At 48.2% G+C, this 14231-nt stretch carries 13 protein-coding genes; 1 reads left to right on the top strand and 12 read right to left on the bottom strand.

What is annotated here, in order from left to right; translation table 11 throughout:
* Nucleotides 1-2: 2 nt before the first annotated feature.
* The 11 genes from LX99_RS23545 to LX99_RS25820 all read right to left on the bottom strand — a co-directional run bounded on the left by LX99_RS23545 (nt 3) and on the right by LX99_RS25820 (nt 12804).
* Nucleotides 3-734, bottom strand: a complete 732-nt coding sequence (locus LX99_RS23545) for a thioredoxin domain-containing protein (RefSeq protein ID WP_109610244.1) — start codon at nt 732-734, stop codon at nt 3-5.
* A 2-nt stretch (nt 735-736) separates the two neighbouring features.
* Nucleotides 737-2614 (bottom strand): arylsulfatase, encoded by a 1878-nt coding sequence (locus tag LX99_RS23540; RefSeq protein ID WP_109610242.1) that lies wholly within the window; start codon nt 2612-2614, stop codon nt 737-739.
* 19 nt (nt 2615-2633) lie between these two features.
* A complete protein-coding gene (locus LX99_RS23535; protein ID WP_109610497.1) occupies nt 2634-4469 on the bottom strand; it encodes an arylsulfatase in 1836 nt (611 codons plus the stop codon).
* A 13-nt stretch (nt 4470-4482) separates the two neighbouring features.
* Entirely contained in the window at nt 4483-4959 is a 477-nt protein-coding gene (locus tag LX99_RS23530) for a hypothetical protein (protein ID WP_109610240.1), read from the bottom strand.
* 349 nt (nt 4960-5308) lie between these two features.
* Nucleotides 5309-6865 carry a RagB/SusD family nutrient uptake outer membrane protein gene (locus LX99_RS23525; RefSeq protein ID WP_109610238.1) on the bottom strand — a complete coding sequence of 519 codons (1557 nt, stop codon included), beginning with the start codon at nt 6863-6865 and terminating at the stop codon, nt 5309-5311.
* Between the two features lie 24 nt (nt 6866-6889).
* Complete coding sequence (locus tag LX99_RS23520; protein ID WP_109610236.1) at nt 6890-9979, bottom strand: SusC/RagA family TonB-linked outer membrane protein; 3090 nt, start codon at nt 9977-9979, stop codon at nt 6890-6892.
* Entirely contained in the window at nt 9976-10149 is a 174-nt protein-coding gene (locus LX99_RS25825; RefSeq protein ID WP_170122780.1) for a hypothetical protein, read from the bottom strand. Before LX99_RS25825 ends, LX99_RS23520 begins: the two co-directional genes overlap by 4 nt.
* 193 nt (nt 10150-10342) lie before the next feature.
* On the bottom strand, nt 10343-11482 hold the full coding sequence (locus LX99_RS23515) for a formylglycine-generating enzyme family protein (protein ID WP_109610234.1): 1140 nt from the start codon (nt 11480-11482) through the stop codon (nt 10343-10345).
* Nucleotides 11482-12447, bottom strand: a complete 966-nt coding sequence (locus tag LX99_RS23510) for a sterol desaturase family protein (protein ID WP_109610232.1) — start codon at nt 12445-12447, stop codon at nt 11482-11484. Before LX99_RS23510 ends, LX99_RS23515 begins: the two co-directional genes overlap by 1 nt.
* Nucleotides 12440-12631, bottom strand: a complete 192-nt coding sequence (locus LX99_RS23505; RefSeq protein ID WP_109610230.1) for a hypothetical protein — start codon at nt 12629-12631, stop codon at nt 12440-12442. Before LX99_RS23505 ends, LX99_RS23510 begins: the two co-directional genes overlap by 8 nt.
* Entirely contained in the window at nt 12631-12804 is a 174-nt protein-coding gene (locus LX99_RS25820) for a hypothetical protein (protein WP_170122779.1), read from the bottom strand. Before LX99_RS25820 ends, LX99_RS23505 begins: the two co-directional genes overlap by 1 nt.
* A gap of 509 nt (nt 12805-13313) precedes the next feature.
* Here LX99_RS25820 and LX99_RS23500 point away from each other — a divergent pair.
* Nucleotides 13314-13496, top strand: coding sequence for a hypothetical protein (locus LX99_RS23500; protein ID WP_109610227.1), 183 nt, complete (start codon nt 13314-13316; stop codon nt 13494-13496).
* Between the two features lie 77 nt (nt 13497-13573).
* On the opposite strand, the gene LX99_RS23495 is transcribed toward LX99_RS23500, so the two are convergent.
* A complete protein-coding gene (locus tag LX99_RS23495; RefSeq protein ID WP_109610225.1) occupies nt 13574-14212 on the bottom strand; it encodes a LutC/YkgG family protein in 639 nt (212 codons plus the stop codon).
* Between the last annotated feature and the right edge of the window lie 19 nt (nt 14213-14231).

Below are 14231 nucleotides of genomic sequence, written 5' to 3'. Positions count from 1 at the left end.
GCTTATTTATTATTTGCAGCCAGCGGACTTTTTGCCGTTTCGGTTGCGGCGATAACCTCGGTAGTTGATGAAAAACCCTGCTTTTTCCAAACCTGTTTACCTTTTTTATACAGCACCAGGGTAGGCAGCACATTCACCTTCAACTCTTTGGCCAGGCTGGTATTGTCATAAACCTCAATACTGATCACTTTAGGCGAAAACGCCTTATTGGCTTTGAGCGAATCCAGTACAGGCACCAGCTTTTTGCAGGCCCCGCAATACCTCGACCCAAAATCAACCAAAACCTCGGGCGATGAGGCTACCAGTTCATCAAACTGGCTTTTAGACAGCGATACACCTTTTTTTGTGGTTGAGATAATAGGATATCCCGAACCGATCCAGTTAGCTAAACCTCCCGGCAATTCTTCCACATCTTTAAAACCCTTCGCCCTTAGCTCACGCGATAGTACTGTACTCCGGCCATTGGCTATGGAATAAACAAAGGTGGACTTATCCTTATCCAGAGCATCTAATTTCTGCTGATAACCGGCTGCCTTTGCATCCACATTGATAGCACCTTTAATATGGTTCTGCGCAAATTCCTCAGCTGAGCGGGCGTCCAGGATCTGCGGTTCTTTAGCTTGTTTCAGCTTCGCGGCAAAGGCTTGGAGTGAAAGCAACTTTGGCGATTGGGCTTTTACCCCTGCACTGATAATTACCAGTAGGGCCAGTAAAACAACTTTTAAGTTTTTCATGGTTAATTATTGTTTTCGAGTTTGTGGATGCGTTTGTTGTTGATATCGTCGCGGTCGATAAACGGATATACGTGGTTCTTTTTGGCCTCGGTGTCGAACAGGTTTTTGAGCTCTTTCAGCTTTTCAGGATATTTTTTGGCAAGATCAATGCGCTCGTTAAAATCCTCGTTCAGGTTGTAAAGTTTCCAAACATCTTTATCGTAGTTACGCTCGGGGATAGTTTTCTCTTTCGGGAAGTTGAGCAGATCGACATTATCCGGGCGGTGCGCGGCTTCGGCTTTCCAGCCATCTTTATAGATAGACCTTGAGGTGAAGATGTAATAATACTGCTGTGTATGCAGCGTTTTTGCCTGCGCGTTATTAAACGAACTGAAAAACGATTTACCCTGCAAGGTATCCTGTTTAATACCTTTAACATACTCAGGAAGTTTTAAACCGGCCGCCTCAATAGTAGTAGGAAACACATCAGATACATGGCTGTACTGCGTACGGATGCCCCCTTTTTCGGTGATCAGTTTCGGATAGTAAACAATCAGCGGGTTATGGGTACCGCCCTCGGCATCGGCGTCAGATTTCCAGTATTTAAAAGGCGTATTGGCCGCCTGCGCCCAGCCTAAAGGATAGTTTGTTGAAGCCTCAGGCGTACCGATAGTTTCGTAATCGCTTTCGTTCCTTTTGATATAATCAGCCTCCGGTGTTGTGGCAGCCGAGTTTTTAGGGTTGATCACCCCATGAACGGTTCCTTCTTTACTGGCGCCGTTATCGCCTATCATTACAAAAACCAGGGTATTATCAAACTGGCCCGAAGCTTTCAGGTAGCTGATCACCCTGCCTACCTGGTTATCGATATAGGTTAAGTACCCCGCATAAACTTCCATAAAACGGGCGTACAGTTTTTTCTGATCGGCAGGCAGGCTATTCCATTCCTTAATGCGCTCGTTACGCTCGGGCAGTTTGGCGTAAGCCGGGATATAGCCCGCTTTTTTCTGGTTTTCAAAAACCCTTTGGCGATACACATCCCACCCTTCATCAAACTTGCCTTTGTACAGGTCGCTCCACTCGTGGCTTACCTGGTGCGGGGCGTGGGTTGCGCCCGGCGCGTAGTATAAAAAGAAAGGCTGATCGGGCGCGGCTTTGTGGACGGCATCGATGTAGGCGATGGCCTTATCGGTGATCTGCTCGTTCAGGTTGCGGCCATCGGGTTTAATGTGAAAGTTATCTTCCACCAAATGCGGCGGGTTATACTGGTCGGTTGCCGATTCGAGAAAACCAAAATGGTGATCAAAACCTTTTCCGGTAGGCCACCTGTCAAACGGACCAACAGCGGTAGTATCTTCATCCGGCGTAACGCCCCATTTACCCACCGCGAAGGTGCTGTAACCATTGGCCTTCAATGCCTCGGCGATAGTTCCCTTATCCGGAGGAATACGACCGTCATAGCCCGGAAAACCGGCCGCTGTTGAAGCATGCGCAAAGTTACCCATATGCACATAATGATGGTTACGCCCCGTTAATAGCGATGACCGGGTAGGCGCGCAAATACCCGCCGTATGGAAGTTGGTATAACGCAGGCCGTTGTTAGCCAGGGTATCGAAATTTGGCGTACTGATCAACCCTCCAAACGTCCCCGATGCGCCGAAACCGACATCATCCAGCAAAATCCATACAATGTTCGGCGCGCCCTTTGGCGCTTTAAGCGGTTTGTTCCACCACTCTTTTGATTCGGCGAGGGTTTTGCCTTCCACTCCCCTGTAATTAGCCGGATCGATAGGCGCTATGTTGGCAGCCGTTACCTTCACCTGCGGCAACTGCGCTAAAACCGGCGTGCTAAAGGCAAGGGCTAAAGCCGAAATTGCCGCGATTCGTTGATATGTTTTCATGATCATAAGGGCTTACTGGTTATTTTTTATAGTTTTTGTGGATGCGCAGGTGGTATACATCATACCAATCAATAAAGGGGTACAGGTTATTTTTCTGTGCCTGCGCTTCAAATACCGCTTTCAGTTCTTTCAGCTTTTCAGGATATTTTTTGGCGAGATCTATGCGTTCGTTAAAATCCTCGTTCAGGTTGTACAACTCCCAGGTATCTTCGTCAAAACTTTTATCCGGCACGTTTTGTCCCACTTTAAAATCGCCCAGTTCCACATTATCCGGATGGTGCGCGGCTTCGGCTTTCCAGCCATCGCTGTAAATTGATCTCGAACCAAAAATGTAGTAATGCTGCAACACATGTTTTGATTTGGCTTCCGGATGATCGAACGAGTAAACCAGCGAGGTACCCTGAATGGTATCCTGTTTAATGCCGCGGATGTATTCGGGCAGTTTAATCCCGGTATACTCCAGCGTAGTTGGCAACAAATCAATCACATGGCCGTATTGGGTGCGGATTGTACCCTTATCTTTAATCCCTTTAGGATAATAAACTATCAGCGGATTGCGGGTACCACCTTCGGAGTTGGCATCCTGTTTCCAGTATTTAAACGGGGTATTAGCTGCCTGCGCCCAGCCTAAGGGGTAATTGGTGGCTGCCTGCGGCGTACCTATATCATCAATATCTTCGATATTGGTTTTCAAATAAGCTTCTTCGGTAGCCAACCTCGACGAGTTCTTTTTAGGATTGATCACGCCATGAACCGTACCTTCTTTGCTTGCGCCATTATCGCCAATAATCACAAATACCAAAGTATTATCCAGCTGACCGCTTTGTTTCAGGTGGTTGATTAAACGGCCAACCTCGTGATCGGTATAGGTTAAATACCCGGCATAGATCTCCATAAAGCGGGCGTACAGTTTTTTCTCGGCATCGGGCAGGGTTTTCCAGGCCGGGATGCGCGGGTTACGATCAGGCAGTTTGGCGTACCTGGGGATAATGCCCAGTTGCTTTTGCCTTGCGATAACCTTTTCCCTGAAATCGTCCCAACCGCTATCAAACTGACCTTTGTACAGGTCGCTCCACTCTTTGGCTACCTGGTGCGGCGAGTGGGTTGCTCCCGGTGCATAGTATAAAAAGAATGGTTTATCAGGCGCTGCCTTATGCTGGCGGGTTAAGTAAAAGATGGCCTTATCGGTAATCTGATCGGTAAGGTGACGGCCATCCGGCGTTACGTGGGCATTATCTTCCACCAGGTCGGGCTTGTACTGATCTGTGGCCGAACCTAAAAACCCGAAGAAATGATCAAAACCCTTGCCCGTAGGCCAGCGATCAAACGGACCGGCATCGGTGGCATCCTCATCGGGCGTTAAGCCATATTTACCAACCGCGAAGGTATTGTAACCGTTCTCGCGCAAAATCTCGGCAATAGTTCCCTTATCCGATGGGATTCGCCCGTCATATCCCGGAAACCCGGCCGATAAGATGACATGCGAAAACCCACCCTCATGCACGTAATGGTGGTTACGCCCGGTTAACAGGGCCGAACGGGTTGGCGCGCAAATACCCGCCGTGTGGAAATTGGTGTAACGTAAACCGTTATTGGCCAGCGTATCAAAGTTTGGCGTTTTGATGATGCCGCCAAAAGTGCTGGTTGCACCAAAGCCAACATCATCCAAAAGGATCCATAATATGTTTGGCGCGCCGGCGGGCGCTTTATGAGGCTCGGGCCACCACTCCTTCGAATCATCAAGCGTTTTGCCCACCGTGCCGCCAAATACCGGTGCTTGTCCGTTTTGTGCTTTGGCTGTAACTGCTGCGAGCAGACCAAGCGACAGGAACAAGGTTATCTTTTTTGTTTTCATGTTGTAATAGGTTTTATTCGGCATAACTGGAGCGAAACTTTACACCCCAACGGCCGTTCTCTTTGGTTAAAATGTATAGTGATTCATAATGCCCTATCAGGCTGCCATCAGCCCGGAAGCGTGAGAAGCGGGTATCTACATGCACCTTATCTGCCGAGGCCTGCACAATATTGCGGTGGTCCCACTGGCTGTGGTCCCAGCCCTGTTTTTGCAGCTCGCCAAATACTTTAACCGAATCTCGCAGACCAGCTCTTTCCAGCACCGACATTTTGCCGCCAGCCAGCCGGTAATGCGGGAACTGGTAGGTATCCTCCCAGCCTTTCAGGTCTTTGGCATTGAAGGTGGTCATGTATTCATCAAGCACCTGGAACACGGCGGCACTCACACGCGGGTCGATACCATGTGAGCCGCTTTCGATCACGGCAGTTTGTGCTAATGCCCGACCCGGTAGTGCGGCGAGGATGAACAAGAGTAGTGTTATATTTTTCATAGGATATCGCTTTTAAATTCTTATGGAGCCTGTGGTCGGTGTTTTCACCGCACCACTTTAGAGGCATGGTTTTTTCGTTTCAATTAGTGTTACTTCTTTAGATCATGTGTTATCTTTTTCATAGGTATTGGGTTTTAATTCATATTCCCCTCTTGAGAGGCGACGGGAAAGAGCGAGAGCAGGGGTGTGTTATACGAGGGATAACCTCTGGTAGCGTAACACACCCCTCCACCCCTCTCAAGAGGGGATTCGCACAATCCACCGCTTTTTGCCTAAGTTGACGGCTATGCTCTCAAGAGCGAAATCGCACAGGGCCATCGTTTGCGTTTCGCACCCCAGCGTCCCCGGCTTACTGCCAGCCCGGATTCTGGGTTAGCTTACCGTTACTGTTATCAATCTCCTGCTGCGGTATCGGGAACAGGTAAAACTTACCTGCCGCGCCTTTGCTCACGTTGGTTTTACCCACTTTAAGCAGGGCCGCCTCCAAAATCCCTTTGCCAGATGCATCCCGTTCGCGGATGAGATCGAACCAGCGCTGATACTCGAACACAAACTCCAGACGGCGCTCTAAGTAAACCGCATCACGGAATGAGTTCTGATCCAGGCCGGACAGATCGTCTAACCCGGCACGTCTTCTCACCCGGTTAATGGAAGCATAGGCCTTAGCGGTTGGTCCGTTCAATTCGTTCTCGGCCTCGGCATGGATCAGCAGCACATCCGAAAAACGAATAATAGGCACATTAGCCCCCGATTCGGCTTCGTTAGCGGCCACGCTCGGGTCGTAATATTTATTGAAAAACGGGATAGAATCATTGGCGATGGTTGGATCGTTCAGCTTACCATACCACAGGTTGGTGGTAGGGCTTTGAAAACGGGTTACAAAGCTTACACGCTTCCGCTTATCATTAGCTGTGTACAGCTTATAAATGCTGAAGAATTTATCAACGCCGCCTGGTTTGGTGGCATCAGGTACCGAATAAAATACCACCTGGTCGGCATAGCTGCCTATCATGCCGGGAATCCCGTTCAGTACCGAGCGCGGAGCCTGGTTATTGCCCTGTCCCTGCGAGTTTGATTTAAACTGTGCCGAAAAAATATGTTCTTTCCCATTTTTGGAGGCTGGCAAAAACACATCGGCATAGTTGGTGAACAAATCGTAACCATAAGGTCCGTTTATCACGGTTTCGGCCTGGGTTACGGCCTTATCCCATTTGCGTTCGGTTAGGTAAACTTTGGCCAGTAAGGCGTTTGCGGCACCGGCGGTAGCGCGGCCAACATCGGCGCCGGTGTAACTCTTCGGGAGGTCGACAGCGGCGTTGGTAAGATCGGTTTCTATCTGCGCGTAAACTGTTGCTGCGGGTGTACGCGGTATTTGCAAATCGGCCAGGTTAATGGAAGTCTGATCGTGCAGTACCAATGGTACATCGCCGTATAACCTCACCAAATTAAAATAATACAGCGCCCTTAAAAATTTGGCTTCGGCCACCAGGCGCTTATTAAGGGTGGCATCAAATTTTATATCGGGGATGGTATCAATAGCGATATTGGCCTTCTTGATGGCGGCGTAATGCTGCTGCCAGATCTGCAGGACACGCAATCCCGAAGCTGAATGACCCAATACAGCCTGCGATCGTACGTCGGCATTGGTAGCACCCGGACCGGGGCCTTCATCGTCGGCCATAAAGTTCATGCCCGTGTTAAAAAGGGTATTATATGGCGTTTGCACACTGTTCGCACCCGCGTTAAGCAGCGAGTAGGCAGCTGTTACAGCCGCAACGGCGTCGGCCTGTGTTTTGTAAAACTGGCTGGCCGGGATAAATGATCGCGGGTCTTCATTAAGCTTGGCGCATGATACCGCGCCCAAAGCCAGCAGTAAAACCCAGTATTTAATATTTTTAGTTTTCATGTTAAAAAAATCAAAGGTTACTGGTTACAGGGTGATACCTATACCCACAATAAATGATTTGTTGTTTGGATACGCCCCGTTATCAACTCCCGAGGTAATGGCCGATTGCTCGTTGCTGCTCACCTCCGGATCGTAGCCGGTGTACTTGGTCCAGGTAGCCAGGTTTTGAGCGTTGGCATAAATCCTGATCTTTTTGATAGGCGATTTTGACAATACCGACTGCGGGAAAGTGTAGCCTAAACTGAGGCTTTTGAGGCGCAGGTATGAGCCGTTCTCCACAAACCTGTCGGATATGGTTGGCGCCGGGTCCTGGTAGGCGCTGTGCACATCGGTATTGGTGTTGGTTGGTGTCCAGCGGTTAAGCAAAGTGGTGGTGGCATTGGTATAGCCGGTACCCAGCTCCAGCACGTTACGCTGCTGGTTATAGATCTTGTTACCATACGATCCCTGTACAAATACGCTCAGGTCAATACCTTTATATGAAAAGGTGTTGGTGATACCCCCTGTAAATTTAGGTTGAGCGTTACCAAGGATCACCCTGTCTGCGGCCTGGGTAATTTTACCATCGCCGTTAATATCCACATAGTTTTGTCCGCCCGGTTGTGTGTTGGCTGCCGGGGTAAGCACCGGACCGCCGGCCTGGATCAGCCCATTGGTTTTGTAGCCGATAAATGAACCGATAGGTTCGCCTACTTTAATAATAGATGGTAGCGACGAATCGGGGATAAACTGGTTTACGCCGTTACCGCCCAAACTCAAAACCTTGTTGCGGTTAAGCGCAAATACCACATTGGTATTCCAAGCAAAACCACCGGTAAGGTTATGCGAGTTGATACCGATCTCGAAACCTTTGTTCTGTACCGAACCTACGTTTTCATATTGCTGCGGATTGGTGACGGCTGTATTGGTAATAATAGTTAAACCGCTGGTTGCCGGCAGGGGCAGGTAAAGCAGCAGGTTGGTTGTTTTTTTATAGTAGATATCGGCCGTTACGCTGATCCTGTCTTTAAATAAACCAAGATCAAAGCCAAAATCGTACTGGCTGGTTTTCTCCCAGGTTAAGTTAGGGTTGTACAGGCTGTTGGGCGCGAAGCCTGCAACGGTGGAGTTACCGAAATTATAGCGATAATAACCCAGCTGCGAATATGATTGATAAGCAGGGATATCGCTGTTACCCGTTTGCCCCGCGCTAAAGCGTAGTTTAAGCTGGCTGATAGCCGTTACGTTTTTCAGGAAATCTTCGCTCGAAGCATTCCAGGCAACAGCCGCCGAAGGGAACGATGCCCACTGGTGACCGGGAGCAAATTTAGATGAGCCGTCCGCCCTTAAGGTAAGCGTTAACAGGTATTTGCTGTTAAAGCCATAGTTCACCCTGCCCAGGTATGATTTCAATGCCCACGCGTTTGATGAGGACGATGGTGCGATGGCGAAACCGCTGCCCGATACCGAAGTTACACTACCCGAGCCGAGGTTGTTAAAGGTATCATAATCGCTCACAAAGCCCGATGAACCGGTTATGGCGCCCTCGGCCTTAAACTGCTGCTGGGTAAAACCCGCCAACACGTTCAGTGAATGCCTGCCGAATTTTTTATTGTAGGTAAGCGTGTTTTCGTTAAGCCAGTTGAAAGAATTAAGCGTACCAACCTCGCCCAGGCCCGAATAACCGGCGCCTTCATACACGGTGGCAGGCAGGTAGCGGTTTTGTTTATTATCGATGATATCCACACCAGCCAGCACCCTCGCGGTCAGGTTTTCGGTAATCTTATAATCGCCTGCGATATTACCTAAGATACGGCTGGTGGTGGTGCGGTTGGTTTGGTTATACAGCGTATTGATGGGGTTACCATAAGTACCTTCAAAAACGTTTTTCACAAAGAACGAACCATCGGCATTATAAACCGGTGTGGTAGGTGTCATCAGCAAAATGGCAGGAACAACACCCTGAGGCGCAACCTGCGCGGTTGTACGGCTGCCGGTAATGTATGAGGAGATCTTGAATTTATCGTTATAATCATGCTCCACATTCACCCTGCCTGCATAACGTTCAAAGTTGGTGTTCTGCAGAATGCCATCCTGCTTGAAGTAATTGCCCGAAAATGCCAGCCTGGTGCGCTCGGTACCTGAAAATATCGAAAGGCTATGATTTTGTGAGTACGCCTTGCGGAAGGCGGCTGCCTGCCAGTCGGTATTGGCGCCATAAGGGTTAAGCTGGGCTTCGGTTTGCGCCGCTTTGCCGGTGTTTACCAAAGCGTCATTACGCAAGGCCTCCCATTGGGTAGTGTTGAGCAGCGATAAAGTTTTGATCACCTCCTGCCTGCCAAAGCTACCATCATAATTGATAGATGATACCCCCGCTTTGCCTTTTTTGGTGGTGATTATGATTACACCATTGGCGCCACGCGTACCGTAAATAGCTGTAGCCGAAGCATCTTTCAGCACCTCGATACTTTCAATATCTGAAGTATTGATGGATGCCAGCGGATTGATCTTGGGGCCATTGGTTACGCCCGCGTCTGTTAATGAATTACTGTTTGAGGTAGGAAAGCCGTCGATAACATACAAAGGCTCGGCCACGGCATTGATGGAGTTTACTCCACGTACCTGTACGGTTACACCGGCCCCCGGCTGCCCGGTAGCCTGCGTAACCTGGATGCCCGATACCGAGCCCTGCAAAGCCCTATCCAACGACGGGATGGGTTGCTTTAAAGCCAATGCCGGAACTGATGCTACTGAACCCGTAATATCCTTACGTTTTTGCGAGCCGTAACCCACAACAACTACCTGGTTTAGCTGGGTTTGTGCATCCTTCAGCTTAATCTCTACCGGGCTGCCGTCGGCAATAAATTCCTTTTTTTCGTAGCCTGTAAAAGTGATGATCAGTTTATAAGGGAACTTTTGCCCTGTTACAAAGCTGAACTTCCCCTCAATATCCGTTGATACCACGTGAGTAGTACCCTGAATTTTCACTACCGCGCCGGGCAATGGTTCGTGGGTGGCGCTGTCAATTACACGGCCAACCAAATGCGAGTTAATGGTAGGTTGGGTTTGCTGCGCGATGGTGAGTAAGGGCAAGCCTACCAGCAATAAAAATGGTATGAATAAAAGTTTTTTCATGTCGACAGGTTGTTAAAGGGTGAAAACTCTGCCGGTTGATTATCTGCGTAAAACAGCTTGTATAATTGCTGCGGATGAAAAGCATCCTCTATAATTTGCAGCGTAAAGGGTGCTGCCTGCCGGGCAAAAGGCAACGCATAGCCTTTTCCCGCCTTTGCAATATTTTGCATAGATTTGAATAATTAAAATGACACCATGAAACAGGCTCAACGCCAATCGATCCCTGTTTCGTTGTTTTGATCCGGAGGGAAAAGCATTGCTTTTCCCTTATTTGCAGTAGTAAAATATTATCGTTTCATGTTCCTTTCTGTTTGTGCCCGGCATTAGGCGGGCTGTTCAATTATTTAATTCGGGGTATTTAATTTAGTTACTAACACATCGGAAACCCAAATGCTCCATCCCGCTGTCTTCAGTGGTTTTCATCCGGCGCGATACCCGGTAACCCGAGCAGTAGGCATCGTTACACAAAAATGATCCGCCGCGTACCACCCGCTTTATGGCATAGGGCTCATCCGGATCATTTGATTTTGAAGCGCCTTTCGGGTTTTTCACGCCGTTTGTACCCAATGTTTTGTAATAGTTATTGTTGTACAGATCGGCACACCACTCCCAAACATTGCCGGCCATATCATACAAACCATAACCGTTGGGCTTGAATGAGCTTACCGGGGCTAAATAATAATACCTGTCGCGTTGGGTATTTTTATAGGGAAAACTCCCCTCCCAGGTATTGGCCTTGGGCTGCCCTTCGTTCACTTTTTCGTTGCCCCATGGATATACCTTATCTTCCAGTCCGCCCCTGGCTGCCCGCTCCCATTCTGCTTCGGTAGGCAGGCGTTTGCCTGCCCATTTGCTGTAGGCTACGGCATCGTACCATGAAACCTGCACAACCGGGTAGTTTTCCTTACCCTTAATATCACTGCCCGGGCCATGCGGGTGTTTCCAGTTGGCACCTGTTTTCCATGCCCACCACTGCGCGTAATCATCCAGGTTAACCGGATGATCGGCCGGTACAAATACCAGCGATGCCGGTACCAGCAAACTATCGGCAGGTTTTTCGGTGCCGGGGGGCATTTGTTTTTTCAGTTCGTTCCAGTCGGGCTTGCGCTCGGCTGTGGTTATATAGCCGGTGGCCTTTATAAACTTAGCGAACTGGGCATTGGTTACTTCGGTTTTATCCATCCAGAAGCCATCAACGGTAACATCATGTTTGGGATATTCGTCAGGCTCAGCCTGCTGATTATCAGCGCCCATTCTGAAGGTTCCGGCGGGCACCCACACCATCCCCGCATGGCTGGCATGGGCGCTGCCCGTATCAGGCAGACTGAGCGCCGCACTGCTCAGCCCTGCCGCTTTAAACCTGCCGGGCAAATTCGATTCGCAGCAAACCTTCTTTTTACTGCCGGGAACCTGCGCTAAAGCCGCAATGGTTACCGGCCTTTCCTGCTGCCCGCACGCAGCAAAAAGTATCGCCCCAAAAAGTATCGAGATCCTGTTTTTCATTACGCTTTTACAGGCTGTAACCGGAACTCTTCAACAGGCTGCTCCTCTTCAACTTTGGCCAGCGGATCAAGACGGTATAACTGGTGGGGCTGTAAAGGCACATCATCCCTTACCATGGGGCCATCAGCAGCCAACTCACTACCCTCCACTTTCGATTTAAAAATTGGCCAGGCCAGCTGGGCATACCATTGGTCGCCCTCGTAGTGCGAAATGCCGTAAGCCTTAGGGTACTGGCGCGAAATATGTGCCGTACCGAAAATGATATCCCACCAAAAAAACATATTACCAAAATTGCCTTTATAGTAACCTACGCCATCATCGGTAGTGGCCGCATGGTGCGCATGGTGGGTAGCCGGGGTTGATATGGTACGCTCCAGGATCCAGGCCAGCGGGTGTAAAACCTTATACTGGTAAAAAGGCTTATCCCAGGGGATGCTTGAATGCGCCAGCGTGGTGATAGTACCCTTAATGCCTTTAACTACAAGGGCAGGAATGCCTAAACCCAGGTAAACCAGTGCCGCGGTTAAATAGGTTTGCGAAAAAAACAGCGTGTAAATGATATTCTGCCTGCTAGCCATGGCCATACCCATATACGATGCCGAGTGGTGCGTACGGTGAAAACGCCATAACCATGGCACCTGGTGGTGCAGGCGGTGGTACCAGTATTGGGTCAAATCATCGGCCACGGCTATAATAGCACATCCCCATAAAAATGGCACCCAATCAAAAGTGTTTTTTAAGGCCGGTAATACGGCCGGTAAAACCAACAGGCTGTAGTAGGCAACCAGTGGTTTTACCACCAGTTTAGGGATGGTAAAGCAGGCTATGTCCACCCATTTTTCATTGGTATTCCAGCGTTTTTTGTACAGGCCGAACGAGAATTCGAGTACGCCCAATACCAGTACCAAAACGGAAAAACCATATCCGTTGAGGTTAGCTATTACTTGTTTTATCTGCTCAATCATTGTCTTGATGGTTTGAAGTTTTAGTTTTTACTGAGGTTTCCTGTTTATGCTGTTTCTTTTCCCATGGTCGCTGCCCGGTGATGGCGAAAGTGCCGAACATGAGCACGATAGGCAACGCATACAGCAACAGGCTGAGGGCCGCGTTTTTAGCTATCTGTATTTGGGTTGATTGTTCCAATTTCATTAGGGGTTACTATTTTGAGGTTGAACAATTTGCGAGGTTTTAGCCTTTGGCGCTCTTTCAAGCAATTTGCGACCAAGCCACAGGCCTCCGAAAATGATAATGAAAGGAACGATGGTTACAATAATGCCCACCAATACCTTCTTCCCGATAAGGGAAACGTCGTTAAGGGTCATGATAAATCTGATTAAGTGATTATAGCATAGGCACCCTATAGCGGTCCGCATTACCGGTATAAGCACCTGTTAATTAAAATTTGATCAGAGAATCTGCCTGTAATGGCAGATAAGAGAGAAAAACCCCTGTGTGCTGTATTAACAGCAACAACAAGCGGTACAACAGCGGGTAAAAGCAGGAGCAGGTAATTGATGTTTAGCAAAGCCGTTTATAAGTAAAAGTTCGGGTTGCATGGTGGTTGCTTTTAACTATTTAATGATAGTGATTTTGTTTACTGGCACAAATGTAAAAAAAGATTTGACAAATACTACTATTTCTATAGAAATTATATAATTAATTTAACGAATAGATAGTTCACATTATTTTTTTGAAATATTCTACAAACTACAGTGGAATTTCAAGCACTTTTGGATTTGTTAGGTGACAAAGCGATGAGAACTGATTAAGTAAATGGTTTGCATCTGATATATGGATACCGCTCCAGGATTTCCTTAAAATCAACCAGAACATGCCAGCCAATAATGAGCTGTTAAAACTGATCACAACCGCATTATGTAACAGCGGCTTCTGCTGCTTTGATGGTGGTGATATTACAGGAATAGAAATTGCCAAAGGTCGAATCCGCCCCATTAAATGGGAAAACAACGATCAAAGGGAAAGTGAAATAAAATATTGGACGAATGTAAACTGAAAGAGATGTTGTGAGGCGAAGGTTAAGCGGTTTAATACGAACTAACTCCCATAGATAAATTAAAGGGTTAGAAACTATTACCCATCCAGCATAAACACAAAAAGCTCTTTAGGGCCATGTGCGCCTAAAACCAGCGTTTTTTCGATATCAGCGGTACGGCTGGGGCCGGTAACATTGCTGATCATAGAAGGCAGGTTGCTGCCATACCTGGTTTTAATCAGCTTAAAACCATCTTTCAAATCCATCACCATTTGCGATGTGTAGGCCAATACGATATGCACCGGGGGGTAGATGCTTAACCTGCGCCCTGCCATGTTTCCGTTTGAGAGTAAAACACTGCCGTTACGGGCAATCAGGGCCTCGCAAAGGGTAAAGCCTACTTCGGCCTGTTCAAAATCCTTATCGGTTGTGTAAAAAGGGTATTCAAACCGGTTTAATATTTCCTGTAGTTTGGGCTCCCAGCAGTAAATTTTACGCCACTGGCGCGTTTCGGCCAGGTTAATGAGGTTTTCGATAAATTGCAGTTCATCTTCGCAAAAAACAAACTGTCCGGCAACATTGGTAAACTGCTCGGCGAAGATCACTTCGGGCATTTCATCTGTAGGGGGATAAAGCGGCAGATCCTCCAGCTGGGGATAGGGGTTATCACGTTTCTCCAGAAGCGCTTTACGTATTTTTTTAAGCAGTTTTTCTTTTGATGTGGTGATATCCCTCATAGTGGTAAAAAGAAAAACC

Source organism: Mucilaginibacter oryzae (assembly GCF_003148845.1).
In the GTDB taxonomy this organism is placed as follows: Bacteria; Bacteroidota; Bacteroidia; order Sphingobacteriales; family Sphingobacteriaceae; genus Mucilaginibacter; species Mucilaginibacter oryzae.
The sequence above is the reverse complement of the archived record's forward strand: the minus strand, read 5'-3'. Positions and strand labels throughout refer to the sequence as shown.